The organism is Rhodoferax sp. (genome assembly GCF_028689295.1).
In the GTDB taxonomy this organism is placed as follows: domain Bacteria; phylum Pseudomonadota; class Gammaproteobacteria; order Burkholderiales; family Burkholderiaceae_C; genus Rhodoferax.
Window position 1 is genome coordinate 65,075 of the sequence record NZ_JAQTWL010000006.1, and the last position, 26,612, is coordinate 91,686.

The following is a 26,612-nucleotide window of genomic DNA, read 5'->3' on the forward strand; positions in this document are numbered from 1 at the left end:
GTTCTGTGGGGTGCGACAAGGTACAGAGTCTAGAGCCAAGGCCATGGCCAGCATCGTGGCATTGCCGGCGCGCGACAATCCGGTAAAAACCCAAAGCAAAACCCCTCAATGAAACCACCTCCCAGACTGCAATCCCTCATCGAAGAGGGCCTGATCGACAGCGTGGTGCGCCAGCTCATGAGCGGCAAGGAGGCCATGGTGTTTGTGGTGCGCTGCGGCGACGAGGTCCGCTGCGCCAAGATCTACAAGGAAGCCACCCACCGCAGCTTTCGCCAGGCGGTGGACTACACCGAAAACCGCAAGGTCAAAAACTCGCGCTCGGCCCGTGCCATGGCCAAGGGCAGCAGGTTTGGCCGGCAGGAGCAGGAAGCCGCCTGGCAAAGCGCCGAGGTCGATGCGCTCTACCGACTGGCCGCCGCGGGTGTGCGCGTGCCGCAGCCCTACAACTTCTGCGACGGCGTGCTGCTGATGGAACTGGTGACCGATGCCAATGGCGACGCGGCACCGCGCCTGAACGATGTGGACTTCACGCCCGAACAGGCGCACAAGCACCACGCCACGCTGATCAAAGAGGTGGTGCGCATGCTGTGCGCCGGTGTGGTGCACGGCGATTTGTCGGAGTTCAACATTTTGCTGGCGCACACACCGGGAGCCGATGGTGCCGATGGCGTGGACGAGCCCGTCATCATCGATCTGCCGCAGGCGGTGGACGCCGCCGGCAACAACCACGCTCAGCGAATGCTGCTGCGCGACGTGGCCAACCTGCGCGACTTCTTCGGCCAGTTTGCGCCTGAGCTGCTGGCCACCGACTTTGGCCCCGAAATGTGGCACCTGTACCAGGCAGGTTTGCTGTCCAACGAGTCGGTGCTGACCGGCCGCTTCGAGCGCGCGCAGGCCAGCGTCGACATGCAGGCGGTTCTGCGCGAGATCGACGACGCCCGCGCGGAAGACGCGGCGCGCAGGCTGCGCATGCAGTCGGCGCTAACATAGTCCGCACTGATCCCAAGGAGCCCCATGACCGACCTCTCTGCCTTTTCCATCACCCGCAAATGGCCCGCCCGGCACCCGGACCGGCTGCAGCTTTACTCACTGCCCACACCCAACGGGGTCAAGGTGTCGATCCTGCTGGAAGAATGCGGCCTGCCCTATGAGGCGCATCTGGTCAATTTCGAGACCAGTGACCAACTCTCGCCCGAATTTATCGCCACTTTTCCCAACAACAAGATACCGGCCATCCTCGACCCCAACGGCCCGGGCGGCCAGCCGCTGGCACTGTTCGAGTCCGGTGCGATCCTGCTGTATCTGGCAGAAAAGTCCAGGCAATTCCTGCCGCTTGACGCCGCCGCGCGCTACCAGACGATCCAGTGGCTGATGTTCCAGATGGGCGGCATTGGCCCGATGTTTGGCCAACTGGGCTTCTTCACGATTTTTGCCGGCAAGGACTTCGAGGACAAACGCCCGCGCGACCGCTACGCGCTTGAGTCCAGACGCCTGCTGGGCGTGCTGAACCAGCGCCTGGAACACCGCGCCTGGGTCATGGGTGATGACTACACCATTGCCGACATCGCCATCTTTCCGTGGGTGCGCAACCTGATCGAGCGCTACCACGCCGGGGATCTGGTGGGCATGCACGACTTTGCCCATGTGACGCGGGCGCTGGCGGCGTTTGTGGCGCGGCCCGCCGTGCAGCGCGGGCTGCTGGTGCCGCAGCGCCCCCCTGGTTCATGAACACCTTGGCGCCCCTGAGCCCGGCCCGCGCCATGCTGTTGGCTGCGGGCCGGGGCGAGCGCATGCGCCCGCTCACCGACACCTGCCCCAAGCCGCTACTGGCGGTGCAGGGCAAGCCGCTGATGCAGTGGCATCTGGAAGCACTGGAGCGCGGTGGCTGCCGGCAAGTGGTGGTGAATACCGACTGGCTGGGGGAACAGATCGTTGCGCAATTCGGCGGTCCATTTGGGCCTGAAGCTGCGTCTGATCAACCTGACCTGGCCCTGCGCTACTCGCACGAAGGGCGCGACTTTGGCGGCGCGCTGGAAACCGCCGGCGGCATCGTGCGCGCGCTGCCACTGCTGGGTGAGGTGTTCTGGGTGCTGGCGGCCGATGTGTTCACGCCCGGCTTTGAATTCAGTCAGGCGGCAATTGATCGATTTATTGCCAGCGGCCTGTTGGCCCATTTGTGGCTGGTGCCCAACCCGGCGCACAATCCGGCTGGCGACTTTGGCCTGCAAGCTGCAGCGGATGGCGCTCTGGCGCTGGCGCTGAATTTGAGCAATGGCGACCCGCGCCCGCGCCACACCTTTTCCACCATCGGCCTGTACCGCCGCACCCTGTTCGAGCCGCCTTGGTGCGACATCGCTACAGGCAATCCGCAAGGCCTCAAAGCCCCGCTGGCGCCGCTGTTGCGCCGCGCCATGGACCAGGGCCGGGTGTCAGCCGAGCTGTACACCGGCCCCTGGACCGATGTCGGCACACCGCAACGGCTGGCAGAACTCAATGTCTAATCTCACCCATCAAGAAATCGCCATGAACACTAACGCCATTTACGCCCAGCGCCGCGCCCGGCTTGCCCAACAAATTGGCGCAGGCGGCATTGCCATCCTGCCCACCGCACCCGAGCAGCAGCGCAACCGCGACAGCGACTTTCCGTATCGCCCTGACAGCTATTTTTATTACCTGACCGGTTTTGCCGAGCCCAAGGCCTGGCTGGTGGTGACGGGCGACGGCAAATCCACGCTGTTTTGCCAGCCCAAGGACATGGAGCGCGAAATTTGGGACGGTTACCGGCTTGGGCCGACCGACGCGCCAGCGCAACTGGGGTTGGAGGCGGCTTATTCCGTGGCCGAACTCGATGCCAAACTGCCCGCCCTGATCGACGGCCGCGATGCCGTGTGGTTCCCGTTTGCCACCCACAAGGGGCTGGAGACGCGCTTCGACGGCTGGCTGGGCGCCCTGCGCGCCCGCGTGCGCTACGGCGCGTTGTGTCCGAAAACGCAGCACGACCTGTGCGGCGTGCTCGACGAGATGCGGCTGGTCAAGGATGCCCATGAGCAAGCCACCATGCTGCGCGCCGGACAAATCAGTGGCGCCGCCCACATCCGCGCCATGCAGCTCAGCGCCAACATGCTGCGCACCGGCCAGGAGGTGCGCGAATACCACCTGGAGGCCGAACTGCTGCACGAATTCAGACGCCACGGCGCGCAATCCCCCGCCTACGGCTCGATCGTGGCGGCCGGTGCCAACGCCTGCGTGTTGCACTACCGCGCCGACCGCGGCCTGGTCAAGGGCGGCGAGCTGGTGCTGATCGATGCCGCCTGCGAGCTGGACGGTTATGCCTCGGACATCACCCGCACCTTTCCAGCCAATGGCGTCTTTACCGGGCCGCAGCGCGCGCTGTATGAGCTGGTGCTGGCCTCTCAGGAGGCGGCAATAGCCGCCACCAAAGCCGGTGCGCGCTTTACCGACCCGCACGACGCGGCGGTCAAGGTGCTGGCGCAAGGCATGCTCGATGTGGGCTTGCTCGACAAAAACAAGGTCGGCAGCCTGGACGACGTGATCGAGAAACGCGCCTACTTTCAGTTTTACATGCACCGCACCGGCCACTGGATCGGCATGGACGTGCACGACTGCGGCGACTACACCGAACCTGGCGAAATTGGCCAGGTGACCACACGCAAGGATGCGCTCACCGGCGACACCATCAAAGACCGCCCGGCGCGCATTTTGCGAGCCGGCATGGCGCTGACCATCGAGCCCGGCCTCTACGTGCGCCCGGCAGACGGGGTGCCCGAGCACTTTCACCACATCGGCATCCGCATTGAAGACGATGCCATCGTTTCTGAGGGCGGCTGCACGCTGCTGACCCGCGACGTGCCGGTAGGCGTGGCTGACATTGAGGCGTTGATGCGCGCCTGAGAGCGCATCCACAATTTTCCCCACCCCGTTCAACATGTCAGGCCCTATGTCATTTCAAACCCTGTACCAAAGCAAACGCTGCTCCCCGGACGATGCCCTGGCTCAATTGCGCAACGGCGACTTCATCATCGTGCCCACCGGCGTTGGCGAGCCGCCGGCGCTGCTGACGGCCCTGTCGAAGCAGCACCGCCGCTTCCAGGACATCAAGGTGGCGCAGATTCTGGCGGTGCGCAAATTTGACTATTTCGACCCCGAGGCTGCGGACCATGTGCGACACATGGCCTTCTTTTTTGGTGCCGCGTCACGCAAGGGCGGGCAAAGCGGGGCGATCGATTTCATTCCCTGCAGTTTCTCCGACATCCCGGTCATGATCCAGCGCGGCCAGATCCCGGCCGATGTTGTTTTGACGATGGCCTCGCCGATGGACGAGAAGGGCTTTTTTTCGCTCAGCCTGGGGGCCGACTACACCATGGCAGCCGTGGCGAAGGCGCGCGCCGTCGTGCTCGAAGTCAACCCGAACGTGCCGTTTGCCTACGGTAATTGCCACGTTCACATTTCCCAGGTGAGCGCCCTGGTGGAGAGCAGCGAGTCCGTGATGGAAGTCGGCTTGCCAAAAATTGGCCCGGTGCAACAAGCCATTGGCAAATACGTGGCCGACATGATCGACGATGGCTCGACCCTGCAGATTGGTTATGGCGGCATTCCCGACGCGGTGGTGATGCAACTGGCGGGCAAACACGACCTGGGCATCCACACCGAGATGATCGGCGACGGCATTCTGACCCTGATCGAAAGCGGCGCCATTACCAACCGCAAGAAGAACTACCTGCCCGGAAAAATGGTGGCCACCTTCGCGCTCGGCTCCAAAAAACTGTACCAGTTCATGGAACGCAACCCGGCGCTGGAGATGCATCCCGCAGACTTCACCAACGACCCCTACCTGGCAGCGCAAAACGACAAACTGGTGTCGATCAATGCCACGCTGCAGATCGATTTGCTGGGCCAGTGTGGCTCGGAAAGCCTGGGGCCGGTGCCTTACTCGGGCAGCGGTGGCCAGGTGGACTTTGTGCGCGCCGCCAACCGTTCGCGCGATGGCAAGTCCTTCATCGTGCTTCCCGCCACCGCCAAGGACGACGCTTTGACGCGCATCGTGCCCACCCTGACGCCGGGCACCCACGTCACGACCGGAAAAAATGACATCAACTACGTGGTCACCGAATTCGGCGTGGCCCAGTTGCGCGGCAAATCAGCCAGGCAGCGCGCGCAGGAAATGATCGCCATTGCGCACCCGAATTTCCGCGCCGAACTCACCGAAGGCGCGCGCCGACTGAACCTGCTGTAACGGTCGGCCAAGGGGGATGGGCGCTTTATACTTGAAGCGAGTCCTGCCTTGAACCTATGAACGTCACACCCCAGTCCATGCATTTTGCTGCCGCCTTGCCTTTGCAAAGCGGGGCCTCGATTCGGGACTACGACCTCAGCTTTGAGACCTACGGCACGCTCAACGCCGACAAATCCAACGCCGTGCTGATCTGCCACGCGCTGAACGCCTCGCACCACGTGGCCGGCACCTACGCCGGCCAGGACAAGTCCGAAGGCTGGTGGCACAACATGATCGGGCCGGGCAAGCCGCTCGACACCGAGCAGTTTTTTGTCATCGGCGTGAACAACCTGGGCTCGTGTTTTGGCTCGACCGGCCCGATGCACACCCACCCTGACACCGGACGCGTCTATGGCGCCGACTTTCCGGTGGTCACGGTCGAAGACTGGGTCAATGCGCAAGCCCTTTTGCTGGATGCGCTTGGCATCCAGACATTGGCCGCCGTCATGGGCGGCAGCCTGGGCGGCATGCAGGCGCTAAGCTGGGCGCTGCAGTACCCGGACCGGGTGCGACACGCGGTGGTGATTGCCAGCGCGCCCAACCTCACGGCAGAAAACATTGCCTTCAACGAAGTGGCCCGGCGCGCCATCCAGACCGACCCCGACTTTCATGGCGGCCATTTTTACGAGCATGGCACACTGCCCAAGCGCGGCCTGCGTATTGCCCGCATGATTGGCCACATCACCTACCTCAGCGACGACGTGATGAACGAGAAGTTCGGCCGCCAGCTCATTGCCACCAGCCAGAGCGAGCAGGACCGCAATTTCTTTTACAGCACGCTGGAAGCCGAGTTCCAGATCGAGAGTTACCTGCGTTACCAGGGCGACAAGTTTGCCGAGTACTTTGACGCCAACACCTACCTGCTGATCACCCGCGCGCTCGACTACTTCGACCCGGCACGCCGCTTTAGCGGCAATTTAAGTCAGGCGCTGTCACGGGCCACTTCCAAATTCCTGCTGGTGAGCTTTACCACCGACTGGCGCTTTGCCCCCAAACGCAGCCGCGAAATCGTCAAGGCGCTGCTCGACAACAAGCGCGACGTCAGCTACGCCGAGATCAACGCGCCCCACGGGCATGACGCCTTTTTGCTCGACGATGCCCGCTACACGGGCGTCATCCGGTCTTACTTCAACAACGTGGTCAAACCAGCGGGGGAGGCCGCATGAGCGCCAACGCCAGGGTCAACGCCACCCAACTGGCCATTGCCGAACTGGTGCCGGCGGGCTCGCGCGTGCTCGACCTGGGCTGCGGCAACGGCGCCATGCTGGCGCATTTGATTCGGGCGCGCGGCTGCAGCGGTTACGGCATCGAGATCGACGATGCCAATGTGCAGGCCTGCGTCAAGCGCGGCGTCAACGTGATCCAGCTCAACCTCGACGAAGGCCTGTCCACCTTCGAGGACGCCAGCTTTGACGTGGTGCTGCAAATCGACACCCTGCAACACCTGCGCAATGCCGAAGTGATGCTGCTTGAAACCGTGCGCGTGGGGCGCCTGGGCATTGTGGCCTTCCCCAATTTTGCCCACTGGCCGAATCGCCTGAGCGTGCTGGGCGGGCGCATGCCGGTGACCAAGCGCCTGCCTTACCAGTGGTTCGACACGCCCAACATTCTCGTCGGCACCCACGCCGACCTGGGTGTGCTGGCCAGCCGCAACGGCCTGTTGGTGCAAGACAGCTTTGGCCTGCAGGACGGCAAGGTGGTGCGCTTGTTGCCCAATTTGCTGGCCGGTACCTCGGTGTACACGCTCTCCCGGTGAGTCCAGTCATCCCGCGGCGTTGGCGCTGGCTGGTCCTGCTGTTGGTCAGCGGCTTGCTGGGCGGCGCTTTGCAGGCACTGCACTTCCCCGCCGGGGTGTTGCTGGGCTGTATGGTGGCAGCCATCCTGATGTCGGTGCAATGGGGCGAGATGGATTTGCCCAAGCCTTTTTTCATGCTGGCGCAAGCGGTGCTGGGCTGCCTGATGGCGCAAAGCATGCGCCCCCCGGCATTCACCAAGGTGCTGGCGGATTGGCCATTGTTTTTGGGCATCAACCTGCTGGTGATCGGCGCCGGTGGTCTGCTCGGCTGGTTGCTGGTGCGCCGCAAGGTGTTGCCCGGCACCACGGCGCTGTGGGGCATTGCGCCGGGCGCGGCCTCAGCCATGGTGCTGATGGCCGAGAGTTACGGTGCTGACATGCGCCTGGTCGCCTTCATGCAGTACACCCGCGTCGTGCTGGTCACGGCCGTGGCAGCCGGCGTGGCGCATCTGGCGATGACGGTCACGGCCATGCCTGCTGTGGCAGCCGCACCCGACCCGGCCACCGACTTGCAGCACCTGTACCACCTGGGGGCCACCTTGCTGCTGGTCATGGCGGCCGCGGCGGCGGCGCAGCGCTGGCACATTCCGGCCGGTGGCATGGTGCTGGCTTTGGTCTGTGGAACGGTCTTGCAGGCGCTGGGGGTTTTGGTGATCGAGTTGCCGGCCGCCTTGCTCGTGCTGGCTTACGCCGTAATCGGCTGGAGCGTGGGTTTGCGTTTTACCCGCGACATCCTGCTGCACGCCTGGCAGGTCCTGCCCATGGTGTTGGCGGCCATTGCTTCCCTGATGGGGCTGGGCCTGGTGCTGGCGCTGCTGTTGGTGATGCTGGCCGGTGTGGCGCCGCTGACCGCCTACCTGGCCACCAGCCCGGGCGGCGCGGATTCGGTGGTGGTGATTGCGGCCACCAGCGCGGTCGATGCCGGCTTTGTCATGGCCATGCAGCTGGTGCGTTTTTTGATGGTGCTGGTGTTGGGACCCAGGGTGACCGCCTGGCTTGCGAAGAAATGAGCGGTTCTGCGCGTTAAGGCCGGGCTTCCGAAGGTCTTAAACTTCAGCAACTACTCCAACACCTTCACCCCATGCGCATTCTTTTGGCGGAAGACGAACAGGCGTTGGCCACCTGGCTGGTGCAGGCGCTGCAACAAAGCCGGTTCCAGGTCGACTGGGTCAACGATGGCCGGCTGGTGCGCCAAAGCCTCAAGTCCACCCGTTACGACGCGCTGATCCTCGACCTGGGGCTGCCCGGGCGCGACGGCCATGACGTGCTGGCCGACCTGCGCGATGCCGACCAACGCCTGCCGGTGTTGATTCTGACGGCGCGCGATTCACTCATCGAACGCGTCAGCACCCTGCGCGAAGGCGCTGACGACTTTCTTGCCAAGCCGTTTGAGTTGGCCGAACTCGAAGCCCGCCTGCTGGCATTGATCCGCCGATCGCGTGGCAGCGACCACCCGCGTTTTGCCTGCGGCCCGCTGGTGTATGACCCGGTCAGCCAGCAGTTGCTGCTCAAACATGTGCCCATGAGCCTGACCCCGCGCGAGCATGCGGCGCTGTGCGCCCTGGTGCAGCACAGTGGCGAGCCGCTGTCCAAGCGCGACCTGATGGAACGTGTGTTCTCCGACGAGGTCGATGTGCAGCCCGAGGCCATCGAAGTGCTGGTGCACCGGCTGCGCAAGAGGCTGGAAAACACCCCGCTGCACATCACCACCCTGCGCGGTCTGGGCTACGTGCTGGAAAGCGCCTGATGCTGTCCGCCCTGCACCGGCTGAGCCTGCGCCGCACGCTGCTGCTGGTGCTGTTGCCCGGCATGCTGCTGGTGATGGGGCTGGAAATCGTGGTGAGTTGGCGCACCGCTTTAGGTGCCGCCAATGCCGCCTATGACCGCTCGCTGCTGGGGGCGATCAAGTCTATGGATGCCAACATCTCCACCGCCAGTGGTGGCTTGTCGGTGGAACTGCCCTACCGCATGCTGGAGTTTTTTGAGCTGACCGCCAATGGCCGGGTGTTTTACCGCGTGGCCAGCGGCGACGGGCTGGTCGAGATCGGCAACGCCGACCTGCCCGCGCCGCCCCGGCCGCTGGTCAACGGCCAGCCGCAGTTCAGCGATGCCATGTATTACGGCGAGCCGATCCGGCTGGGATCTTACGCCCGGGCGCTGGCCAAGCCGCTCTCGGGCGGCTCCAACTCCAGCCAGGTGGTGATCCAGATTGGAGAAACCCTGGAAAGTCGCCAGGACTTCACCCGCCGCCTGGTGTTGGAAGCGCTGGCGCGCGATGTGCTGCTGCTGCTGGCCGGTATGTTGCTGCTGGTTGCCGCCGTGAACTGGTCGCTGCGCCCGCTGCAGCGCCTGCGCCAGGAAGTCTTGCAGCGCGACCCGCAGGACCTGACCCCGCTGGACAGCCACAACATCGCCCATGACGTGCAACCGCTGGTGGAGGCGATCAACCACCACGTGATGCGTTACCGCGAGGCGTTGGAAGCGCGCCGGATGTTCATGGACGATGCCTCGCACCAGTTGCGCACCCCCTTGACCACACTGGCCACGCAGGTCGGATTTGCCCTGCGTGAACCCGACCCGGCGCTGATGAAGCAGGCGCTGTTGGCGATCAAATTGCAGGTCGAAGATACGGTGCGGCAAACCAACCAGATGCTGTCGCTGGCGCGCGCTGACACCATCGAATGGCACATGGAGACTTGCGACCTGGTGGCGCTGGCGCAAGAGGTCACGCGTTCGGCCTGGCCGGCAGCGCGGCAAAAGCAGATTGACCTGGGTTTTGAGCCCTTGGGTGGCGCGCAAGCCGAGGTGAACGCGCAGGCAGGCTTGCTCAAGGAAGCGTTGGCCAATGTGCTGCACAACGCCCTGCACCACACGCCGGTGGGGGCCAAAGTGACAGTGCAAGCCGGTATCGAGCCTTTGGATTCGGCTGGCGAGGGTGGTCGGCAAGCCGTCCTGCGCGTCATCGACAACGGCCCCGGCATGTCGCCGGACGAGCTGGTGCACGCCGGTGAGCGCTTTTTCCGGGGCAGCAGCCAGGCCAACGGCTCCGGCCTGGGACTGGCCATTGCCAAAGCCGTGGTGGAGCGCCATGGCGGCACTTTAAGCCTGCGCGCCAGCAGCGTAGACCCGGCAGTGCCCGGCCTCACGGTGACGCTGCAGTGGCCGCTGCAAGACATGGCCTAACTAGGGTTTCCCCTAGTTTTTGCGGCCGTGCTTTGAAAGCCGGCCGAAAGCCGGCTTTCTCTACAGTCACCCCCATGTCGCGGCTGCCGCACGGTGGTCAACGGCATTTTCAACACATTTACAGGAGATTTTTCATGCGTCTGCATCATGTTTCTTTGGCCGCTGTGGCCTGTGCCGGTTTGATGAGCCTGTCCGCGCTGGCGGGCCCGCTGGACAAGACCGAATGTATTGCCCCCGCAAAACCAGGCGGTGGTTTTGACTTGACCTGCAAGCTGGCACAGACCGCCCTGCTGGAAGGCAAATACGTGGTTGACCCGATGCGCGTGAGCTACATGCCAGGCGGCATCGGTGCCGTGGCCTACAACGCCATCGTGGCGCAGCGCCCGGATGAAAACAACACCATCGTCGCCTTTTCGGGCGGCTCGCTGCTGAACCTGGCACAGGGCAAGTTCGGCCGCTACAACGAAAACGACGTGCGCTGGCTGGCCGCCGTGGGCAGCGACTTTGGTGCGGTGATCGTGGCCGAGAACTCACCCTTCAAATCGATCAAGGACCTGGTTGCCGCCATCAAGGCCGACCCGGGCAAGGTGGTGTTTGGCGCCGGCGGCAGCGTTGGCAGCCAGGACTGGATGAAAGCGGCGCTGACTGCGCGCGCCGCCGGGCTCGACCCCAAGGCCATGCGCTTCGTGGCCTTTGAAGGCGGCGGCGAAGCCATCACCGCGCTGCAAGGCGGCCATGTGCAGGTGTACTCGGGTGATGCATCTGAAGCCGAAGAACAGATCAAGGCCGGCTCCAAGATCCGCGTGCTGGCCATCCTGGCCGACAAGCGTCTGGATGGTTCGCTGGCTGCCGTGCCCACCATGAAAGAACAGGGTTATGACGTGCAGTGGCCGATCATTCGCGGTTTCTTCATGGGCCCCAAGGTCAGTGATGCCGACTTCAAGGTCTGGAGCGACACCTTTGCCAAGATGATGGCCACACCGGCCTACGACAAATTGCGCGCCGAGCGCGGCATGTTCAAGTTCGCCATGACCGGCAAGCCGCTGGATGCCTTCATCAAGGACCGCATGGCTGCCTACCGCCAGCAGGCCAAAGACTTCAACCTCAAGGTTGCCCAGTAATTCACGCCGGATCCACTGTTGGCGCTGACAAAAAAACGCTGGCAGTTACTTTTTTGAGGGGACATCATGGGTGATCGCATCTTGGGCGCGATCTGCCTGGTTGTGGCTGCGGCCATGGCTTGGGCAGCGCACGGCTATGCCGCCGAAATTTCTTACGAACCGGTGGGGCCGCGCGCCTTTCCGACGCTGCTGGCCACCATGCTGGGGCTGGTGGGCGTCTGGCTGTTGCTTAAACGCCAGACCCAGGCTGTGGCGTCAAACACCCCGGTGCTGGTGGCCACTTCGCCGCTGGACTGGAAAGCCGTAGCCATGTGCGCGGTCAGCGTCATGGTTTACGGCGCGCTTTTCCGGACGCTGGGCTTCTGGCTGGCGACCACGCTGATGGCCGTGCCGGTGGGCATGGCCTTTGGCGGCACGCTGAAAAAATGCCTGATCGGTGGCCTGGTGATGGGCCTGGGTTTCTATGTGTTGTTTGACAAGCTGCTGGATGTGATTTTGCCCACCGGTGTGCTGTCGTTTCTGCTGGGAGGGCGTTGATGGATACCTTGCAACATCTGGCTGAAGGTTTTGGCGTTGCGCTGATGCCAATGAACCTGCTGGTCGCCGCCATTGGCGCGCTGATTGGCACCATCGTCGGCATGCTGCCGGGCCTGGGTCCGATCAACGGCGTGGCGCTGTTGATGCCGCTGGCCTTTGCCCTGAAATTGCCGCCCGAGACCGCGCTGATCCTGCTCACGGCGGTCTACATCGGCTGCGAATTTGGCGGGCGAATTTCTTCCATTTTGCTCAATGTGCCGGGTGACGCGGGCGCCATCATGACCGCCATCGACGGCCACCCCATGGCCGCCAAGGGTCAGGGCGGCGTGGCGCTGTCGATTTCGGCCTGGAGCTCCTTCGTCGGCTCGACCATTGCCACCATCGGTATCGTGTTGTTCGCGCCGCTGCTGGCGCGCTGGGCGCTGGCCTTTGGTCCGGCAGAATACTTTGCGCTGATGTGTTTTGCCTTTGCCTGCATCACCGGGCTGATGGGCAACCAGCCCCTCAAAGCCGTTCTTGCTGCCGTCATTGGCCTGTCGCTGTCCACCGTGGGGCTGGACTCCAACTCGGGCGTGTACCGCTTTACCGGCGACAACGTGCACTTGAGCGACGGCATCCAGTTCATTGTGGTCGTGATCGGCCTGTTTTCTGTCAGCGAGATCCTGTTGATGCTGGAGCACCAGGCCAATACCAGTGGCCTGATTCGCGCCACCGGGCGCAACCTGTTCAACCTGAAAGAAATGGCGCTCACCTGGTGGTGCACCGTGCGCTCGGCGCTGATCGGTTTTGTCGTCGGCGTGCTGCCCGGTGCCGGGGCGACGATTGCCAGCGCGATGGCCTACACCGTCGAAAAACGCATGAGCGACCAGGACGGCACCTTTGGCAAGGGCGACATTCGTGGCGTCTGCGCACCCGAGGCGGCCAACAACGCGTCCGCCAACGGCTCGTTCATTCCCATGCTCACGTTGGGTGTGCCGGGTTCGGGCACCACCGCCGTGATGATCGGGGCGCTGTCGCTCTACAACATCACACCAGGCCCCGCGCTGTTCACCCAGCAGCCGGCACTGGTGTGGGGGTTGATTGCCTCCATGTTCATCGGCAACATCCTGCTGCTGCTCATCAACATCCCGCTGGTGGGCCTTTTCACACGCATTTTGCTGGTGCCCAACTGGCTGCTGGTGCCGGGCATTCTGGCCATCAGCGCGGTCGGCGTGTATTCGGTGCACGCCACCACCTTCGATTTGATGCTGATGGGCGGCCTGGGTATTGCTGGCTATTTGTTGCGCAAGACCGGCGTGCCGATGGCGCCGCTGATTCTGGGTTTTGTGCTGGGCGATTTGATGGAGCAAAACCTGCGCCGCGCCTTGTCGATCACCAACGGCGAGCTGGGCATTTTGATGGAAAGCGCCATTTCCAAGGGCTTGTGGATCGGCGTGGTGGCGATGCTGCTGGTGCCGCCCCTGTACCGCCGCTGGAGTCAACTGAAAGTCAGCCGCTGATCAGCAGCGCCGCCGCGGCCGCAATGGCCGCGGTCTCCGAGCGCAGCACGCGCGACCCCAGCGTCACCGGGGCAAAACCCTGAGCCAGCGCCGCGTCTTCCTCCGCAGGGCTCAAGCCGCCTTCGGGGCCGGACAAGAAAGTGATGTCTGACGCCTTGGCGTGGGCCGCATCGCGCAAGCCCACCGACTCGGGCCGCAAGGACAACAACAGGCGCTTATGCTGCGCAGCGTCCAGCGGCGCTGGCGTCTTGAGCCACTGCGCCAGTGTCACTATCGCGTGCACGCGCGGCACCCGGTTGCCGCCGCATTGCTCGCAGGCCGCCACCGCCACATTTTGCCAGTGCGCCTGTTTCTTGTCGGCGCGCTCGCCGCTCAGGCGCAACACGCTGCGCTCGGTCATCAGCGGCTGGATGCTGGCCACGCCCAATTCAGTCGCTTTTTCCACCAGCCAGTCCATGCGCTCGTTGGCCGGCATACCCAGCGCCAGGTGCACCTGCAGGGCGGCTTCGCGCTCTACCAGTGTGTGCGCCCCCACCTGCACTTGCACATGGCTGCGGCCCATCTGGGTGATGGTGGCTTCATATTCGCCGCCTGACCCGGGCACCTCCGGCCCGGCGTTGAACAGCGTGATCACATCACCGGGCTGCAGGCGCAGCACCTGCACATGGCGCGCGGCGCTGGCAGGCAAGTCAATCAGGTCGCCAGGAGTCAAGGGTGTAGGGCAGTAAAAACGGGGCATGGACAAGATGGCGAGGTTTTTGTACTTATTTCGGTATGGGTCTGGCGCATGGTTTGGCTTATGGCCGCCCAAAACCAAACACGTTGGGCATCTCGATACCTTCGACCTTTTCCACCAGCCGCAACAGCGGTTTGAGCTCACGGTAGCGGGCGCAGGTGGTGCGGATGTAGGTGATGAAACGCGGCGAGTCGGCCAGGTACTGGGGTTTGCCGTCGCGCAACGTGAGACGGGCAAAGATGCCAGCCACTTTCAGGTGACGCTGCAGGCCCATCCACTCCACGCCACGGTAAAACTCGCCAAAGTCGTCGCCCACCGGCAGGCCGGCCTGGCGGGCTTTTTCCCAGTAGCGGATGGTCACGTCCAGGCAAAAGTCTTCGTCCCAGCTCAGGAAGGCGTCGCGCATCAGGCTGGCAATGTCGTAGGTGATGGGGCCATAGACGGCGTCCTGGAAGTCGAGCACGCCCAGGCTGCCCGGCCCGGAGACCATCAGATTGCGCGGCATGAAGTCGCGGTGCACAAAAACGCTGGGCCAGCTCAGGTTCTGGCCGATGATCTCGTCGAAACTTTTGTCGAGCGTCTGGCGCATGGCGTCGTCGATGACCACACCCTTGTGCCGGCTGATGTACCAGTCGGGAAATAATTCCAGCTCGCGGCGCAGCAGCGCTTCGTCATAGGGCGGCAGTACGCCGGGTTGGGAGCTCAGTTGCCAGGCAATGAGCGCGTCCACAGCCTGCAGATACAGCGGCAGATTGGCTTGGGGGTCGTGTCGGTTGATGACCTGCATCATGGTCTGCGTGCCCAGGTCGGTCAGCAGCATGAAGCCCAGCGGCTCGTCCCAGGCCAGCACCTGCGGCCCGTGCACGCCGGCGGCATGCATCAGGGCGGCCACCTTGACAAAAGGCGCGCTGTTTTCCTTTTCGGGAGGCGCGTCCATGATGATGCGGCTGCCATTCTGGGCGTCGATGCGGAAATAGCGCCGGAAACTGGCATCGGCCGAAGCCAGGCGCAGGCTCTCAATCTGCAAGCCGTGGTGGACGGCGATGTCGGCCAGCCAGCGGGTGAATTGATCAGCGCGGACGGCGTCGCTCCAGGCGATGGCGGGGCTGGCGGGGGTGTGGGGGGGAATGTCGTGGCTCATGGATAATCCATTCTACAAATTTGACCACCGATCTACCGCGCCCACTTCATGCCCGTTACCGCTTTCGATTCATGCGCGTCGTTCAAATGCGTTTTTTGATGCTCGATATGCCTGTGTCGCACGCTGCCGCCCATGTTGGCCCGCTGCGCCTGAGTGTGCTGGTCACGCTGCTGCAGTCGGCGCTGGTGGGGGCGCAGCAGGCGCCTGATGAGCCCCTGAATTTGAAAATGAGTCTGGTTTTGCAGGAGCAGATATCGGCCGAGACGCGCAGCCGTCTGCCCAGCTTTGTCGCTGCCGATCGCCTCACGGGGCGCCCTGATCTGGAGACGGTTCTGGAAGGCAAGGCCGTTTTACGCCGCGGTGATACCGTGATCAAGGCAGACCGTCTGGAATACGACCAGACCACGGAGCTGGCCAAAGCCCGGGGCCATGTCCTGATCAACCGCGCAGGCAACGTGTATGAAGGCCCGCTGCTTGAACTGCGCTTGGATACATTTGCTGGATTCTTCGATCAGCCCACCTACCATTTTTTGCTCAACAATGCCCATGGCCAGGCCGACCGGGTCGATTTTCTGGACGAGCAGCGGGCCGTGATCCACAACGCCACCTTTACTACCTGCCCCCGATTACCCGGCCCGAGCTGGATGCCCGACTGGATTTTGAAGGCCAGCACCATCAGCCTCGACCAGGAGGAAGATGTGGGTACTGCCACGGGCGCCTTGCTGAGCTTCAAGGGCGTGCCGCTGTTGCCGGTGCCCTACATCAGCTTTCCGCTCAGCGACCAGCGCAAGTCGGGTGTGATGCCGCCCAGCATCGGGCTGGACACCGTCAATGGCTCGGAGTTGTCCGTCCCCTACTACTGGAACATCGCGCCCAACCGCGACGCCACCTTTACGCCCACGCTGATGAGCAAACGCGGCGTCAACCTGGGCACCGAATTCCGCTATCTTGAAAGAAGTTTTTCAGGAACTGCGCAGTTTGACTGGATGCCCGCTGACCAGTTGCGCGACAGCACCCGCTGGGCAGCTAAATTGAACCACCAGGGGCGCATCGACAGTGCCTGGACCCGCAATGGAGCGACCTTGAACCTGAGCCTGAACCGGGTCAGCGACGACAATTACTGGCGCGACTTCTCCCGCACTGACGACTCGCTGACCCAGCGCCTGCTGGCCAACGATGCCACCCTGTCGTGGGGCAACGGCGCGTGGAACAGCATGGTGCGCACGCTGAAGTGGCAAACTCTGCAGGACGACGCCGCGCCCATCGTGCCACCTTACGATCGACTACCGCAACTCAGCACCCGTTACGCCCGCAACAATCTGGCCGGTTTCAACTACGCGTTCAATGCCGACTACACCCGCTTCAAGTCAGACACCACCCTCACCAACCAGGCCAATGGCCAGCGCGCTTTTGGCGTGATGCAGGCCAGTTACCCAATCACCCAGGCGGCCGGCTACCTGACACCCAAACTGCAGTTGCACGCCACGCAATACCAGTTCGAGACGCCGCTTTCCAATGGCGACACTGCCGCGCGCCGCATGTTGCCGACCTTCAGCCTCGACAGCGGCCTGGTGTACGAGCGCGACACGCGGTTGTTTGACCGCAGCCTGCGCCAGACGTTGGAGCCGCGCGCCTTTTATGTCTTCACGCCCTACAGCGACCAAAGTCTGCTGCCCAACTACGACTCGGGCACCAACGACTTCAATTTGTCCACCATCTTTGCCGAGAACGCCTTCGTTGGCAACGACCGCATCTCCGACAGCAATTTGCTCACGCTGGGGGTGACCTCGCGTTTTCTGGACCCAGCCACCGGCGCCGAGGCAGCCCGTATCGGCGTGGCCCAACGACTGCTTTTCCGCGATCAGAACGTCACCTTGCAACCGAGCGATCTGCCCTTGGCAGAAGGTCTCAGCGACATGTTGTTCTCCGGCGCCATCAACTGGGACCCGCGCTGGGGCTTTGAAGGCACGGTGCAGTTCAACCCCTCCACCGAAAAGACCGTGCGCTCTACCCTGAGCGCGCGATACAGTCCGGGCAGCTACCGCACCCTCTCGGCGGCCTACCGCTTTCAGCGTGAATCCAGTGAACAGCTTGACGTCGCCTGGCAATGGCCGCTCAATGATTTGTGGGGTGATCGCGGCCAAAAGCTGGCGCCAGGCCAGGGTCAAGGCGAAGGACGCTGGTACAGTGTGGGGCGATTCAACTACAGCCTCAATGAGAGACAACTGGTTAACGGGGTGCTGGGATTTGAGTACGATGCGGGATGCTGGTTGGGGCGCATTGTGCTTGAGCGAATGCAAACCAGCAGCACCAGCGCGACCCAGAGCATCATGTTCCAGTTGGAGTTTGTGGGTTTCTCCAGGCTGGGTGTGGATCCGCTCAAGTCGCTCAAAGACAATATTCCCGGCTACCAGAACCTGCGTGTGCCCGCTGGCATGCCCAGCCGTTTCAGCAATTACGATTGAACCATCATGACTGTTCGCTTTAAATTTTTGACTCTAGCCGTTGTGGCCTGTTTGGCAGGCTTGCAGGTGCAAGCCCAGGGCTTGCACCTGAGCCCCAATGCCAGCGCAGCCGCCGCCACCAACGAGCCGGCCACTGCCGACTTTATTGTGGCCGTGGTCAACTCGGAACCAGTCACCAATTCCGAAGTGCAGCGCGAAGTCCGGCGCATAGAGTTACAAATGGCCGCGCAGCAACGACCGAAGCCTGATCGTCTGCGCCTGGCAGCCGACGTGCTGGAGCGCCTGATCAGCCAAAAAATACAGCTCCAATTGGCACGGGACAGCGGTATTCGGGTGGAAGAGTCGGCCGTTGACCAATCTGAGCAATCGATTGCGGCGCAGAACCAGCTCGATCTGGCCACGTTGCACCGCCGGGTGGAGGCCGATGGCTTGAGCGTGAACCAGTTCCGGGCCCATTTACGCGATCAAATCATGCTGCAGCGCTTGCGCGACCGGGAACTGGCACCCCGGGCGCAGGTTTCGGAGCTGGACATTGATGCCTATATGCAAGCGCAGCAAAGTGCGCAGGATTTGAGCAAGATGGACATCAATCTGGCACATATCTTGATCGCGGTGCCTGAAAACGCCACAGCCGAACAGGTGCGGGGTTTGCAGTCGAAGGCGCGCAAGGCGCTGGAGCGGGCACGTGCTGGCGAAAATTTTGCCCTTTTGGTTCAAGAACTATCGGACCCTTCCGCGCAGGCCAATGGCGGTCAACTGGGTTTGCGCAGTGCCGACCGCTACCCGGACCTGTTTGTCGAGGCAACGCGCGAGCTGACTCAGGGCGCAGTCTCTGACGTGGTGCACTCGCCGGCCGGTTTTCATATCTTGAAGGTGGTGGAAAAATCCAATGCCGGCTTGCCCGCCGTGGCGGTGACGCAGACGCACGCGCGCCATATCCTGCTGCTGCCCTCGGCGCAACAAAGCGAAGCCCAGGCGCGCGCGCGTTTGCTCGACTTCAAAAAGCGGCTGCAAGCAGGGCAGGCCGACTTTGCCGCGCTGGCGCGTGAATTTTCCCAAGACGGCAGCGCCGCCCAAGGTGGCGATTTGGGCTGGGCCAACCCGGGGATGTTTGTGCCGGAGTTCGAAGACGTGATGAACCGACTGGCCCAGGGTGAAGTCAGCGAGCCGCTGCTGTCGCGCTTTGGCATGCACCTGATTCAGTTGGTGGAGCGGCGCCAGGTCAGCCTGAGTCAAGCCGAGCGGCGCGAAGCCGTGCGCGCGATGTTGCGCGAGAAAAAACTGGCTGAATCCCTGCTCAACTGGACTCAGGAGCAGCGCGGCCGCGCCTACGTCGAGCTGCGCCAGTCGCCACTTTGATGGCAGCCTCTTGAAACACGGCAAGCACATCCCGCGCAAGCGTTTTGGCCAGCATTTCCTGGCCGATGGCAGCATCATCGAGGCCATTGTGGATGCCATTGACCCGCAGCCGGGTCAGGCCATGGTGGAAATTGGCCCCGGCTTGGCCGCGCTGACCCAGCCGCTGGTGGAGCGCCTCGGGCACTTGACGGTGATCGAGCTCGACCGCGATCTGGCGCAGCGCCTGCGCAGCCACGCCAAACTGCAGGTCATCGAATCCGATGTGCTGAAGGTGGACTTTGCCAAATTGGCCCAGTCCATGGCAGCCACCCGGCTGCGAGTGGTCGGCAACCTGCCCTACAACATCTCCACGCCGATCCTGTTTCACTTGCTGCCGTTCGTCGAGCTGATCGAAGACCAGCACTTCATGCTGCAAAAAGAAGTGATCGACCGCATGGTGGCAAAGCCGTCAACCGCGGCCTATGGCCGACTGAGCGTGATGCTGCAGTGGCGCTACGCCATGGAAAACGTGCTCGCGGTGCCGCCAGAAAGTTTTGATCCGCCGCCGCGCGTGGACAGCGCCGTAGTGCGAATGTTGCCGCGCCGGGACGCCATGGCGCTCGATGAGCAGGCCTTGAGCGAATTGGTGCAGGTGGCCTTCAGCCAGCGGCGCAAACTACTGCGCCACACACTCGGCGCCTGGTTGCAGGCGCACAGCTTTGCAGGCGAATTCGATGTGCAGCGGCGCGCCGAAGAGGTGCCGGTGGATGAATACCTGCGGCTGGCACTGGCACTGGCACTGGCGCTCACGCCAGCCAGCCCGCAGGCATCAGATCAGGCGGTGGTCCAGTAGCCCGCGTTGAACGGGCTGCTCATGCGCAGCGCTTGCGGCGAGATGTCGAGCAGCTTGTCGGTCGGCATTCTTTCGCCGTTTTCGGTGAGCAATTCAATGCCGGCAGTCGGTGGGTTACCGGAGAATTGTGCGTGGTCGCCCTTGCCGCTGTACGCGGCACGGGCCACTGAAAAGGAATAGAAACAGCGGAACGGGATTTTTCGGTCGCCCCAGTAGTCAGCGGTGTCGCGGAAAATGTCGAGTAGTTGTTCGCGCGCTTCCTTGTCAAATTTGGCATGCGCGGGGATGTGCTCCAGCACCACGATAAAGCCTGGCTGTGGGCCGGACTTGTGCACCGGGTCGGTCATGCTGTCGTAGAGCGAATCAAAGTTTTTACCCACTGCAACCGTCAGCATGAACTGCTGACCGATCATGTCGAGCACGTCCTGCTTGCTTTGGGCGTTGGCGATGTTGGCGTACAAAAAGTGGTGGCCCATGGATTGCGCGGCTTCCTGCAGGTCCTGCACCCGAAAAGCCCGGATCGACTGGACGATGTTGGGGCGCACTCCCTTCAAAATCGTCTCGGCAACGTTTTTGAGTTGGGGTTCGGCAATGGTTTGACTGAGTAACATCTTTGATTCTCTTTTCACAATATAAAAACTAACAATTCCAAATTCAGGGCGCAATCCGACGAAAACTGGCGTAGTGGTCGGCGGTGTAATAACAAACTTCTGGCGTTTGGGCTTGACCGCCACACACAATCCGCTTGACACCGCGATGACTCAGGCCCGGCGTTGGCACGGTGTATTCGCGATAAAAACCACGTTTTTCAAGGGGCAGCAAACGCTCCCGGTTACCAAAAACAGCGCCATCCTTGTCGCTGGCAAACGGGCCACCCTGGTGGATACGTGTGTAAATTTCTGCGCCGGGTCCCGGCAACTCGGCAAGACTGATCGTGCTTTGATAAGTTGTTGGCGGGGGCGCCTTGGACTGAACCCAGCCAGCGAACAGCGCCGCCGTCAGCGTCAAGCCAGTCAATACCAACTTAAAACGGTTCAACCACGACATTGCTTCAATTTCCAATAAAAAATTCGGGTAAACCCGAACATTCAAGGGCGCTAGTGTCGGTGATTTGGCAAAAAAATGCAAGCCATTGCCCAATTCATGGGCAATTCGAGCATAAGAAAAAAGGGTTAAGCCAAGCTGGCTCAACCCCTTTTGGCTTGAGGCCCTTAGCGGGTCGCGTTGGCGTCGGCCACCGTCAAGGCGGTCATATTGACAATGCGCCGCACCGTGGTGCTGGCGGTCAGGATGTGCACCGGTTTGGCCGCACCGAGCAGCACCGGACCGACCGCAATATTGCCGCCCGCCGCCGTTTTGAGCAGGTTGTAGGCAATATTGGCAGCATCGATGTTGGGCAACACCAGCAAATTGGCGTCGCCGACCAGCGTGCTATTGGGCATCAGTTGGGACCGAGCGGCACCATCGAGCGCCACATCGCCATGCATTTCGCCGTCCACTTCGAGCCAGGGTGCCTGCACGTGCAACAGCGCCAACGTGTCGCGCATTTTGACGGCGCTGGGATGGTTGCTGCTGCCAAAACTCGAATGCGACAACAGCGCGGTTTTGGGTGGAATGCCGAAGCGCACCATTTCTTCGGCTGCCAAGATGGTGATCTCGGCCAGTTGTTCGGCGGTGGGGTCGTAGTTGACGTGGGTATCGACCAAAAAAACCTGGCGCCCGGGCAGCATCAGTCCATTCATGCAGGCATAAGTGTTGACGCCAGCGCGGCGACCCACCACCTGATCCAGGTACTGCAGGTGAATCGAGGTGGTGCCCCAGGTGCCACAGATCAGGCCATCGACATAGCCCTTGTGCAAAAGCATGCTGCCAATCAATGTCAAACGTCGGCGCATTTCAATCTTGGCCACTTGCACCGTGATGCCTTTGCGTTCGGTCATCCGGTGGTAGGTTTGCCAGAAATCGCGGTAACGGTCGTCATGCTCGACATTCACCACCTCGTAATCCACGCCTTCCTTCAGGCGCAGGCCGAATTTCTCGATGCGCTCGGCAATCACCTTGGGGCGACCGATCAGGGTGGGCATAGCCAGCCCTTCATCGACCACGATTTGCGCCGCGCGCAACACGCGCTCTTCTTCGCCCTCGGCAAAGGCCACGCGTTTCTTGAGCGCCTTTTTGGCAGCGGTAAAAATCGGCTTCATCACCGTACCGGAGGCATAGACAAAGCTTTGCAGCTTTTCGCGGTAGGCGTCCATGTCGGTAATCGGGCGCTGGGCCACGCCGCTGTCAAAAGCCGCTTGGGCGACGGCTGGCGCCACCTTGATCATCAGTCGAGGATCGAACGGTTTCGGAATCAGATACTCACGGCCAAAAGCCAGCGGCTCGCCAGCATATGCCGCGGCCACCACCTCGCTTTGCTCAGCCTGGGCCAGCTCGGCAATGGCGCGCACCGCCGCCATTTCCATCTCGACCGTGATGGTCGAGGCACCGGCGTCGAGCGCACCGCGAAAGATGTACGGGAAGCACAGGATGTTGTTGATCTGGTTCGGGTAATCCGAGCGTCCTGTGCCAATGATGGCATCGTCGCGCACCGCCTTGACTTCTTCAGGCGTGATCTCGGGTGTGGGGTTGGCCAGCGCAAAAATGATCGGGTTGGGTGCCATGCGCTTGACCATGTCTGCCTTGAGCACGCCTCCGGCCGACAAGCCCAAAAACACATCGGCGTTGTCGATCACTTCGCCCAGCTTGCGGGCATCGGTTTTTTGCGCGTAAATGCTTTTGTCGGGATCCATCAATTCGACCCGGCCCTCGTACACCACACCGGCCAGGTCGGTCACCCAGACGTTTTCACGCCGGATGCCCAGCTTGACCAGCAAGCCGACGCAGGCCAGCGCCGCTGCACCGGCACCCGAGGTCACGAGCTTGACGTCTTTGGGGTCCTTGCCAGCGACTTTGAGGCCGTTCAGGATACCCGCGCCCACGGTGATGGCAGTGCCGTGCTGGTCATCATGAAACACCGGAATCTTCATGCGCTCGCGCAGTTTGCGCTCCACATAAAAGCAGTCGGGCGCCTTGATGTCTTCGAGGTTGATGCCGCCAAAGGTCGGCTCCAGCGACGCAATGATGTCCACCAGTTTGTCGAGGTCCATCTTTTCGTCGATTTCGATGTCGAACACATCGATGCCGGCGAATTTCTTGAACAACACCGCCTTGCCTTCCATCACCGGCTTGCCAGCCAGCGGGCCGATGTCGCCAAGGCCCAGCACCGCCGTGCCGTTGGTCACCACGCCCACCAAGTTGCCACGGCTGGTGTATTTGTAGGCGTTGTTGGGATCCTTGACAATTTCTTCGCACGGAATGGCCACGCCCGGGGTGTAAGCCAGCCCCAGGTCATGCTGGTTGATCAACTGTTTGGTAGGCGCAATTGAGGTCTTTCCAGGGGTTGGAAACTGGTGGTATTCAAGGGCTGCGCGGCGCAATTCGGCGCGTTTTTCTTCGGCGTTGGACGTGGGTTCGGACATGAAGTCTCCTGCTTATTGGAACCAGACCGAAGGGTCCGGCTCTTGCGTTTGAATCGGACAGAAATTGTATGCCTTGATATGGCTGCATTTGCTGACCGCATTCGTCTGCTTGCAGGCGCAGCAGTTTTTACTTTTACGCCACGGCGCCAGCCGCGTTCAAAGCACCCGTTTGGCCAACTCGGCACGGCGGCTGGTTTGCGCGCCGCTCAGGGCGAAACCTTTCACCGCCTGGTCCGCATCGGCAAACAGCCAGACACCGGGTTCGCTTTGCGTCCATTGCCCCGCCGTGCCGGGTGCCGCCGGCGCCACCACCAGCGGCATGGCCGTTGTCTTGATGGCCACTGGCATTAGCGGAAACTGCACCGGGGTCGGTTGTCCGGCCAGGGTGGCGGCCAGCGCCTTGGCCGCGTGCATGATGGGCATCACATAGGGCAGCGTGCGGCCGCTTGCGTACTGGACGGCGTCACCCAGCGCATAGACCTTGGCTGCGCTGGTCTGCAAGCGCTCATCGACCACGATGCCGCGCTCGCACTGCAGTCCGGCGGCTTGCGCCAGGCTCAGGTCGGCACGCAGCCCGATGGCGCTGAGCACCACGTCGGCCTGCAGCATAGCGCCGTTGGCCAATTTCACAGTCAAGGCGCTGCCGCCCTCGCGCTGGTGATCGACACTTTGCACCGTGGTGCCAAATTGCCAGGACACGCCCAGGTTGGCCAGTGCCTCGCGCAGTTGCTCGCCCAGGCCTGCCGGCAGCAGTGCCGCAATCGGGTTGCTTGAGGGATCGACCACCGTCACGGCAAAACCCGAGCTGATCAGGTCATTGGCAAACTCACAACCGATCAGCCCGGCACCCATGATCACGACGTGATCTCTTATGCCGCGCCTGATGTCAGCACTGCTGTTGCTGATCAGCCGGGCGTGAAAGGTGGAGAAATCCCGTAAAGAGTTGACTGACAGCACTTCGGCGGCGGCATCACCGGCCAGAGGGATGCGGATGGGCTGGGCGCCCGTGGCCAGCACCAGTTGGGCGTAGTTGAAGTCGCCCTGGCTGGTGCGCACTGTTTGCGTGACCGTGTCGATGCCCGTCACTTTGGTGTTGACTTGCAGCGTGATGGCCTGGGTTTCGGCCATGCGCGCTGCCGGGGTAGTGACCAGCTGTGACGGATCGCGCCTTTGGGCGAAGGCGTTGGACAGCGAGGGCTTGGCATAAAAGTCGCCGCTGTCGCCCGTGATCAACAGCACTGGCGTGCTCTTGTCCAGTTTGCGCAGCTCGCGAGCGGTTGTCCAGCCGGCCAGACCGGCGCCGATGATGATGATGGGATGGGTCATGGTGTATTTTTAGCTTAAAGTGTTGAGGACAGAGCTAAAGGTCTGTCCCGCAAGGTCTCAGACTTCAACTATTTCGAAGTCGGCCTTGGCGACACCACAGTCCGGGCAGGCCCAGCTTTCGGGCACGTCAGCCCATTGGGTGCCGGGGGCGATGCCGTCTTCGGGGCGGCCAGCGGCCTCGTCGTAGATGAAGCCGCAAACGATGCAAAGATAAGATTTCATGGAGTTGTTCCAGTTTGAGTTAAGGTGGGTGGAGGGTCGGTGCAGGCTCAAGCGGTCACTTTGGCCAATTGGGCTTTGTAGTGATTGGCGTGGCGCTCTTCCACTTTGGCCAGCGCGGCAAAGCGCTTTTGCGCTTTTTCGAGCGTGACCTTGAACTGGGCCGCGTGCACCTTGCTTTCTTCGATTTGCTCGTCCATTTCAGCGATGGCCGCCGCATGGCCCTCGGCTTCGGCGATGGCGCGGAAGCCGGGATACATGTCGGTGTACTCGTAAGTCTCGCCGTCAATGGCAATCTGCAGCGCCTTGGCCGGTGTCATGCTGGCTTTGGGATAAAGTAAGTCAAGGTGGCCAAAGGCATGCATCACTTCCTGGTCGGCGGTTTCTTCAAAGGTGCGCGCGGTGTCTTCGTCGCCCATTTCGCGCGCCAGCTTGGCAAAGTAACGATACTTGATGTGAGCCATGGATTCGCCGGCAAAGGCAGATTCCAGGTTGGCCATGGTCTTGATTTCGGGGCGGATGCTTGCAGTCATGGTGAACTCCTGAGGTATAAAACAATTTGCCGATAGAACGTTTCGATCAGCACACGAGGAATGTTAGTGCAAATCTATTGTTTTGGCCAATTGGAATTACCTAATTGATTGATAGTTACTATCGACGCGACGGGATGACCCGCCCATGTGGCGTCAATGTCTCTGACAATGACGCCTTCTCCATCATCAGCCAGGCATCATGAACGCGCACAGCGACCCCCCTGTTTCCGCCGATTGAACCCTACCGCAGCGGCCGCTTGGCGGTGGACGATCTGCACACCCTGTACTGGGAAGAATGCGGCAATCCACTGGGCGTTCCGGTGCTGTTTGACCAGCGCGGCGCGGGCCAGTCCACGCCGCTGGGTGAAGTCCGGTAAAACACCACGTCGCTGCTGATTGACGACATCGAACGCTCGCGGGTCCTCATGGGCATTGAACGATGGCTGGTGTTTGGCGGCTCATGGGGCTCGGCGCTGGCCTATGGCCAGGCGCATCCGGAGCGCTGCAGCGGTTTCATTTTGCGCGACATATTCCTCTGCACCAAGCCCGAGATCGACTGGTTTTTGAACGGCGTCAAGTGGTTCTTGCCCGAGGAACACGCCCGGTTTGTGGCGGACATTCCACAGGCTGACCGTGGCGATTTGTTGCAGGCCTTCGGTCGGCGCCTGTTCGGCGACGACCCGGCAGCGAGCCTGCATCTGCTGCCGCACCCGGAGGTGGCCGACCAGTTCGGCTCGGATGCGGTGGCCCTGGTCGTGGGTCGACTGGAGTCGCACTATTTTCTGCACGATTCCTTCCTGACGGAAGACCAGCTGATTCACAACGTGGGGCGCATCGCGCACCTGCCTGGCGTCATCATCCAGGGGCGCTACGACGCGGTATGCCCGGCGCTGTCAGCCTGGCGCTTGCATCGGGCCTGGCCGCAGGCGAATTTTCAGATGATCGAAGATGCCGGCCACGCCGCTTTCGAGCCTGGCATTGCCAAAGCGCTGGTGGCCGCCTGCGAGCAATTCAAACGCACCGGCGCGCTGTCGCTCGGCGACGCGGCCTGA

At 62.2% G+C, this 26,612-nt stretch carries 23 protein-coding genes and 2 pseudogenes; 17 read left to right on the forward strand and 8 right to left on the reverse strand.

What is annotated here, in order from left to right:
- The first annotated feature begins 108 nt into the window (after positions 1–108).
- The 13 genes from PHF15_RS07240 (at position 109) to PHF15_RS07300 (ending at position 13,428) form a co-directional block, all read left to right on the forward strand.
- Positions 109–990: a PA4780 family RIO1-like protein kinase gene (locus PHF15_RS07240; protein WP_300120036.1), complete on the forward strand. Its 882-nt coding sequence runs from the start codon at positions 109–111 to the stop codon at positions 988–990.
- Positions 991–1,014: 24 nt separating this feature from the next.
- The gene (locus tag PHF15_RS07245) at positions 1,015–1,728 is read left to right on the forward strand and encodes a glutathione S-transferase N-terminal domain-containing protein (RefSeq protein ID WP_300120037.1); all 714 of its coding nucleotides are present in this window, start codon (positions 1,015–1,017) and stop codon (positions 1,726–1,728) included.
- Complete coding sequence (locus tag PHF15_RS07250; RefSeq protein WP_300120038.1) at positions 1,725–2,501, forward strand: nucleotidyltransferase family protein; 777 nt, start codon at positions 1,725–1,727, stop codon at positions 2,499–2,501. Before PHF15_RS07245 ends, PHF15_RS07250 begins: the two co-directional genes overlap by 4 nt.
- Positions 2,494–3,912, forward strand: a complete 1,419-nt coding sequence (locus PHF15_RS07255; protein WP_366520587.1) for an aminopeptidase P N-terminal domain-containing protein — start codon at positions 2,494–2,496, stop codon at positions 3,910–3,912. Before PHF15_RS07250 ends, PHF15_RS07255 begins: the two co-directional genes overlap by 8 nt.
- A gap of 46 nt (positions 3,913–3,958) precedes the next feature.
- On the forward strand, positions 3,959–5,254 hold the full coding sequence (locus PHF15_RS07260; RefSeq protein ID WP_300120040.1) for an acetyl-CoA hydrolase/transferase C-terminal domain-containing protein: 1,296 nt from the start codon (positions 3,959–3,961) through the stop codon (positions 5,252–5,254).
- A 56-nt stretch (positions 5,255–5,310) separates the two neighbouring features.
- Positions 5,311–6,459 carry a homoserine O-acetyltransferase gene (locus PHF15_RS07265; RefSeq protein ID WP_300120041.1) on the forward strand — a complete coding sequence of 383 codons (1,149 nt, stop codon included), beginning with the start codon at positions 5,311–5,313 and terminating at the stop codon, positions 6,457–6,459.
- Positions 6,456–7,049, forward strand: coding sequence for a methionine biosynthesis protein MetW (gene metW, locus PHF15_RS07270; RefSeq protein ID WP_300120042.1), 594 nt, complete (start codon positions 6,456–6,458; stop codon positions 7,047–7,049). Before PHF15_RS07265 ends, metW begins: the two co-directional genes overlap by 4 nt.
- Positions 7,046–8,098 (forward strand): AbrB family transcriptional regulator, encoded by a 1,053-nt coding sequence (locus tag PHF15_RS07275; RefSeq protein WP_300120044.1) that lies wholly within the window; start codon positions 7,046–7,048, stop codon positions 8,096–8,098. The genes metW and PHF15_RS07275 overlap by 4 nt, the downstream gene beginning before the upstream one ends.
- A 71-nt stretch (positions 8,099–8,169) precedes the next feature.
- Positions 8,170–8,835, forward strand: a complete 666-nt coding sequence (locus PHF15_RS07280; protein ID WP_300120045.1) for a response regulator — start codon at positions 8,170–8,172, stop codon at positions 8,833–8,835.
- Positions 8,835–10,271 (forward strand): sensor histidine kinase, encoded by a 1,437-nt coding sequence (locus PHF15_RS07285; protein ID WP_300120046.1) that lies wholly within the window; start codon positions 8,835–8,837, stop codon positions 10,269–10,271. The genes PHF15_RS07280 and PHF15_RS07285 overlap by 1 nt, the downstream gene beginning before the upstream one ends.
- Positions 10,272–10,405: 134 nt before the next feature.
- Positions 10,406–11,392, forward strand: a complete 987-nt coding sequence (locus tag PHF15_RS07290; protein WP_300120047.1) for a tripartite tricarboxylate transporter substrate binding protein — start codon at positions 10,406–10,408, stop codon at positions 11,390–11,392.
- 66 nt (positions 11,393–11,458) lie between these two features.
- Positions 11,459–11,929, forward strand: a complete 471-nt coding sequence (locus tag PHF15_RS07295; RefSeq protein WP_300120048.1) for a tripartite tricarboxylate transporter TctB family protein — start codon at positions 11,459–11,461, stop codon at positions 11,927–11,929.
- A complete protein-coding gene (locus PHF15_RS07300; RefSeq protein WP_300120049.1) occupies positions 11,926–13,428 on the forward strand; it encodes a tripartite tricarboxylate transporter permease in 1,503 nt (500 codons plus the stop codon). Before PHF15_RS07295 ends, PHF15_RS07300 begins: the two co-directional genes overlap by 4 nt.
- Here the strand turns inward: PHF15_RS07300 and PHF15_RS07305 are convergent.
- Positions 13,418–14,167 (reverse strand): 16S rRNA (uracil(1498)-N(3))-methyltransferase, encoded by a 750-nt coding sequence (locus tag PHF15_RS07305; RefSeq protein ID WP_300120050.1) that lies wholly within the window; start codon positions 14,165–14,167, stop codon positions 13,418–13,420. The genes PHF15_RS07300 and PHF15_RS07305 overlap by 11 nt on opposite strands.
- A gap of 58 nt (positions 14,168–14,225) precedes the next feature.
- Positions 14,226–15,305: a phosphotransferase gene (locus PHF15_RS07310; RefSeq protein WP_300120051.1), complete on the reverse strand. Its 1,080-nt coding sequence runs from the start codon at positions 15,303–15,305 to the stop codon at positions 14,226–14,228.
- 71 nt (positions 15,306–15,376) lie between these two features.
- Here PHF15_RS07310 and PHF15_RS07315 point away from each other — a divergent pair, with 71 nt between their 5' ends.
- Genes PHF15_RS07315 through rsmA form a run of 3 tightly spaced genes read left to right on the forward strand, consistent with a single transcriptional unit; the run spans position 15,377 to position 19,961 of the window.
- Positions 15,377–17,770, forward strand: a complete 2,394-nt coding sequence (locus tag PHF15_RS07315) for an LPS-assembly protein LptD (protein WP_300120052.1) — start codon at positions 15,377–15,379, stop codon at positions 17,768–17,770.
- 6 nt (positions 17,771–17,776) lie between these two features.
- Entirely contained in the window at positions 17,777–19,129 is a 1,353-nt protein-coding gene (locus PHF15_RS07320) for a peptidylprolyl isomerase (RefSeq protein WP_300120053.1), read from the forward strand.
- Between the two features lie 10 nt (positions 19,130–19,139).
- A complete protein-coding gene (rsmA, locus tag PHF15_RS07325) occupies positions 19,140–19,961 on the forward strand; it encodes a 16S rRNA (adenine(1518)-N(6)/adenine(1519)-N(6))-dimethyltransferase RsmA (protein ID WP_300120054.1) in 822 nt (273 codons plus the stop codon).
- A gap of 170 nt (positions 19,962–20,131) precedes the next feature.
- On the opposite strand, the pseudogene PHF15_RS07330 reads toward rsmA, so the two are convergent.
- The 6 genes and pseudogenes from PHF15_RS07330 to PHF15_RS07355 form a co-directional block, all read right to left on the reverse strand.
- Positions 20,132–20,572: pseudogene (locus PHF15_RS07330) on the reverse strand (barstar family protein); the annotation flags it as partial.
- A gap of 43 nt (positions 20,573–20,615) precedes the next feature.
- Positions 20,616–21,008 (reverse strand): ribonuclease domain-containing protein, encoded by a 393-nt coding sequence (locus PHF15_RS07335; protein WP_300120148.1) that lies wholly within the window; start codon positions 21,006–21,008, stop codon positions 20,616–20,618.
- A 164-nt stretch (positions 21,009–21,172) separates the two neighbouring features.
- On the reverse strand, positions 21,173–23,482 hold the full coding sequence (locus tag PHF15_RS07340) for an NADP-dependent malic enzyme (protein ID WP_300120055.1): 2,310 nt from the start codon (positions 23,480–23,482) through the stop codon (positions 21,173–21,175).
- Between the two features lie 156 nt (positions 23,483–23,638).
- Positions 23,639–24,808 carry an FAD-dependent oxidoreductase gene (locus PHF15_RS07345; protein WP_300120056.1) on the reverse strand — a complete coding sequence of 390 codons (1,170 nt, stop codon included), beginning with the start codon at positions 24,806–24,808 and terminating at the stop codon, positions 23,639–23,641.
- Positions 24,809–24,865: 57 nt separating this feature from the next.
- Positions 24,866–25,030, reverse strand: a complete 165-nt coding sequence (locus PHF15_RS07350) for a rubredoxin (protein WP_300120057.1) — start codon at positions 25,028–25,030, stop codon at positions 24,866–24,868.
- Positions 25,031–25,077: 47 nt separating this feature from the next.
- Positions 25,078–25,560, reverse strand: coding sequence for a rubrerythrin family protein (locus PHF15_RS07355; RefSeq protein WP_300120058.1), 483 nt, complete (start codon positions 25,558–25,560; stop codon positions 25,078–25,080).
- 221 nt (positions 25,561–25,781) lie between these two features.
- Here PHF15_RS07355 and PHF15_RS07360 point away from each other — a divergent pair.
- Positions 25,782–26,612, forward strand: a pseudogene (locus PHF15_RS07360) (alpha/beta fold hydrolase).